The sequence below is a fragment of the Selenomonas sp. oral taxon 126 genome (genome assembly GCF_001683335.1).
GTDB lineage: Bacteria > Bacillota > Negativicutes > Selenomonadales > Selenomonadaceae > Centipeda.
In genome coordinates this window covers 47,663-51,318 of sequence record NZ_CP016201.1, presented here as the reverse complement: position 1 = coordinate 51,318, position 3,656 = coordinate 47,663, and the positions used below count along the sequence as shown (strand labels likewise).

4 protein-coding genes are annotated in these 3,656 nt (G+C 57.0%); 3 read left to right on the top strand and 1 reads right to left on the bottom strand.

Translation table 11 applies throughout. From position 1 onward, the window contains the following. The 3 genes from AXF19_RS00195 to AXF19_RS00185 all read left to right on the top strand — a co-directional run. A partial coding sequence (locus tag AXF19_RS00195; protein WP_066849903.1) for an ABC transporter substrate-binding protein occupies positions 1-1,299 on the top strand: 1,299 nt, incomplete at its 5' end. Next, positions 1,286-2,083, top strand: coding sequence for an ABC transporter ATP-binding protein (locus AXF19_RS00190; RefSeq protein WP_066843433.1), 798 nt, complete (start codon positions 1,286-1,288; stop codon positions 2,081-2,083). The genes AXF19_RS00195 and AXF19_RS00190, both read left to right, overlap by 14 nt. 14 nt (positions 2,084-2,097) lie before the next feature. Continuing rightward, positions 2,098-2,871, top strand: a complete 774-nt coding sequence (locus AXF19_RS00185) for an ABC transporter ATP-binding protein (protein ID WP_066843430.1) — start codon at positions 2,098-2,100, stop codon at positions 2,869-2,871. A gap of 75 nt (positions 2,872-2,946) precedes the next feature. On the opposite strand, the gene AXF19_RS00180 is transcribed toward AXF19_RS00185, so the two are convergent. Then, a partial coding sequence (locus AXF19_RS00180) for a CZB domain-containing protein (protein WP_172837335.1) occupies positions 2,947-3,656 on the bottom strand: 710 nt, incomplete at its 5' end.

Sequence of the window (3,656 nt, the reverse complement as noted above, 5' to 3'; positions counted from 1 at the left end):
ACACCGCAGCTTGCCGATAAGTGGGAGGCGGTCAACCCGACGACGTGGCGTTTCCACATCCGTGAGAATGTGAAGTTCCAGGATGGTGAGGCGATGACGCCGGAGCTCGTCAAGGCATCGCTCGAGCGCACGCTGAAGGAGAGCCCGCGCTCGCAGAAGTCCTCGAAGATCAAGGAAATCAAGGTGGACGGACAGAACCTCCTCATCGAGACGACGGAGCCGTACGGCGCACTCGTGGCGGCACTGACGGAGCCTGCCTTTGTTATCATCAATACGAAGGCGGATCTCTCGAAAGCGGATTCCGCACCTGTGCTGACGGGCCCCTATCAGATTGTCGGCTTCAAGAAGAACGAGGAGATTCAGCTCAAGAAGAATGAGCACTATTGGGACGGCACCCCTGGGCTTGACACGCTTACGGTCAAGAACATCGAGGATGACAACAAGCGTGCGATGGCACTGCAGGCGGGCGATGTGGATTACATCCAGCGGTGCAACAGTGCGAGCCGCAGTCTCTTTGAGAATGACAAATACAAGATCCATGAGATCACGGGTGTGCGTGTCTATATGTTCCGCATGAATCTCGAGCGTGTGCTCGCGGATGCACATCTGCGTCGTGCACTCAGCTATGCGGTTAACTACGATGATCTGGTGAAGATCGAGGGGAACGGCACAGCTGTCGCAGGGGCGGTATTTCCGCCGCACCTCGGGCCCTCGTATCAGGAGTCGCTGCGGCAGCATACGGATCTCGCAAAGGCCGCGGAGGAGCTTGCCGCCGCAGGTTATACCGCGAAGAATGCAGATGGCTATGTGACGAAGGACGGCAAGGAACTCGAGCTGACGATCAATGCGTGGGGCAGCAAGTCCGAGATTTATGAGGCTCTGCAGAACCAGCTCAAGCAGGTGGGCATCAAGGCGACGATCCGCCGCATCCAGAACTCCGAGGAGGCAAAGACGAAGCGAGACTTTGACCTGACGGAGAGCAACTGGATCACGCTCGGCACAAATGATCCGTTCTGGTATCTGGATCAGACACTCCGCTCGACCAGTGAGGAGAACGTCGGTCACTACAGCAACCCCGAGGTTGACAGCCTCCTGAAGCGAATGGGCGACTCTGCGGATGCCAAGGAACGCCTTGCACTCGCCGGTCAGATTGAGAACCTCGTGCTGCAGGATACGCCGAGCCTCTTCCTGTTCAGCGTGGCGAACCAGGTTGTCGCGACGAGCAAGGTGTCGGGCGTCTATATGCACCCGATCGACTACTACCTCATCACGAAGGATCTGACGATTGGCGGGAAGTAAGGCGGCGGACAGATCAGGCTCCCTGCTCTCGATTGTGCGCCTGACACTGCGCATTCATGCACATTGTGTGCTGCGTGATGTGACGATGGAGGTCGGGCGCGGTGAGATTGCAGCGGTCGTCGGTGAGAGCGGCTGCGGGAAATCAACCCTCCTGCGCGCCGTCATCGGCGTTCTGCCGGACGGCGGCATCATCGACGGCGGCGCGATCTCCTTTTGCGGGACGGAGCTGCTCGATGCTGCCGCATATGTGCGCAGTGACCTGATGGGGCGGGACATCGCAGTTCTTTTTCAGGATCCCGGTGCCTATCTGAATCCCATACGCCGCATCGGTGCACAGTTCTCCGACTATCTGAAGGCGCACGGTGCGGGGCGCGACTGGCGGGAGACCGCGATTGCTGCTCTGCGTCGTGAGGGTCTGGAGGATCCCGAAAAGATCATGGAGGCGTATCCGTTCCAGCTCAGCGGCGGTATGCGCCAGCGCGCTGCCACGGCAATGACGCTCTCGCTCGCGCCGAAATTCCTCTTGGTCGATGAGCCGACAAGCGCACTCGATGTCATTGCGAGCCGCAGTCTGCTCGATCGGCTCAAGCGTATGGCGGGGGAGCAGGGCTGCTCCATCGTCTTTGTGACGCATAATATGGACGCAGCAGCCTATGTAGCGGATACGATCTACATCATGCAGAGCGGCAGATTTGTTGAACATGGCAGGGCAGAGGATGTCCTGCACCGGCCGTCGCATCCCTATACGAGGGTCTTGCTGGATGCTGTTCCGTATTTGACGTGAGGATCGGGGGGCGTATGAAAGAAAATGTTCTTCGCGTTCAGGATCTAAAGAAAACCTATCGTGAGGGAACGCGCCTCGTCGAAGCGGTCAGGGGGGTGTCCTTTGACCTATATGCGGGAGAAATCACCGGAATCGTCGGTGCAAGCGGCTGCGGGAAGTCCACGCTCCTGCAGATGATTGCGGGACTTGAAACGCCGTCTGACGGATGTATTTCCTTTTTGGGACAGACGTTGACAGCGGTGCAGAGAGGATGGCCGCGCGATGTCTACCGACATCTCCAACTGATATTTCAAAATCCGCTCGAGGCATTCAGCCCGCGTATGACGGTCGGGCAGTTTCTGCTCGAGCCGCTGCGCCGTTTCGGCCTTGTCACCGACGGGGAGGAGCGCAGTACCCTGCATATGATGCTGGAGCGCGCACACCTGCCGTCCGATACGGCAGAGCGTCTGCCGCATCAGCTCAGCGGGGGTCAGCTTCAGCGTGCAGTGATGATCCGAGCACTCTTTGTTCGTCCCAATCTGTTGCTCTTTGATGAACCGACCAGCGCATTGGATGTTGTTACACAGGCAGCTCTTCTGGATTTTATCCGCGAACTGCATTCTGAGTATGGGTTTACGGGGCTTTTTGTCACGCATGACCTTGCGGTTGTGCAGAAGATGACCACACGCGTTCTTGTCATGGAGCATGGTGAAATTGTCGAAGAACTGCCGTCAACGGCACTGAGGGAGGCAGTACATCCCTTCACACGACGGCTGATTGCAGCACAGCTGCCGCATGATTGCACATAAAAAAGACTGCGTACGGAGATGCGGCTCCGTACGCAGTCTTTTTTGATGGATTCAGCACCGCTGATCAGTGCTTCCTTATATCCTGCTCTTGATTTTGTCGAGACAGGAGAGAACCTCGTCGGACAGACGGTCGACCTCGGGCAGGTTCCGCTCTACCTCCTGCATACGCTTGTCATGATATGCACGGATTGTTGCGGCACAGAGCTTGTGGAACTTCTCATGGCAGATACCGAGGGTCTCGAATTCCGGCATACGACCGTACGATTCCTTGCCTTCGCCGAAGTACCATTTTCCGAGGCGGCATACTGTATGGTTCTCGACATCGGCTGCGTTGAGCTCGATATTGCCCCACATCATTTGGTGCATCCGCATTCCCCAGATCATGTGGTCGGTCTTTGCAAATTCGATCATTTCTTTCGGACCAAAGCCGAGTTTTAATGCACCGATGTTCATGCGCACCGTATTGATTTTACGGATCGAATCATACATATCTCGGTTGCAGGTCTTTGAGCCGTCCGTCATTCGTACCACATCATTGGTGGTGGACTGGAGGGTGGCGTTCATCTCCTCGAATGCCGCAGATTGACGCTGGGCAAGCGGCGCGAGATCGTCGATTGTTTTGTTGATGGCATCAAAGACTGCGGTGAGCTTGCTCGATTCGCCGGATGCCTGCCCCACGGCCTCGACATTGGCACGGAAGGAGTCGTCCATCTGTTGGAACTCATTCGTAATCTGCTCGACGCCCGTGCGAATCTGCGTCAGCTGGTCACGGATCTCATCGACGG

Coding starts and splice junctions, on each gene's coding strand:
- AXF19_RS00185 (WP_066843430.1), top strand. CDS start 2,098: ATGAAAGAAAATGTTCTTCGCGTTCAGGATCTAAAGAAAACCTATCGT.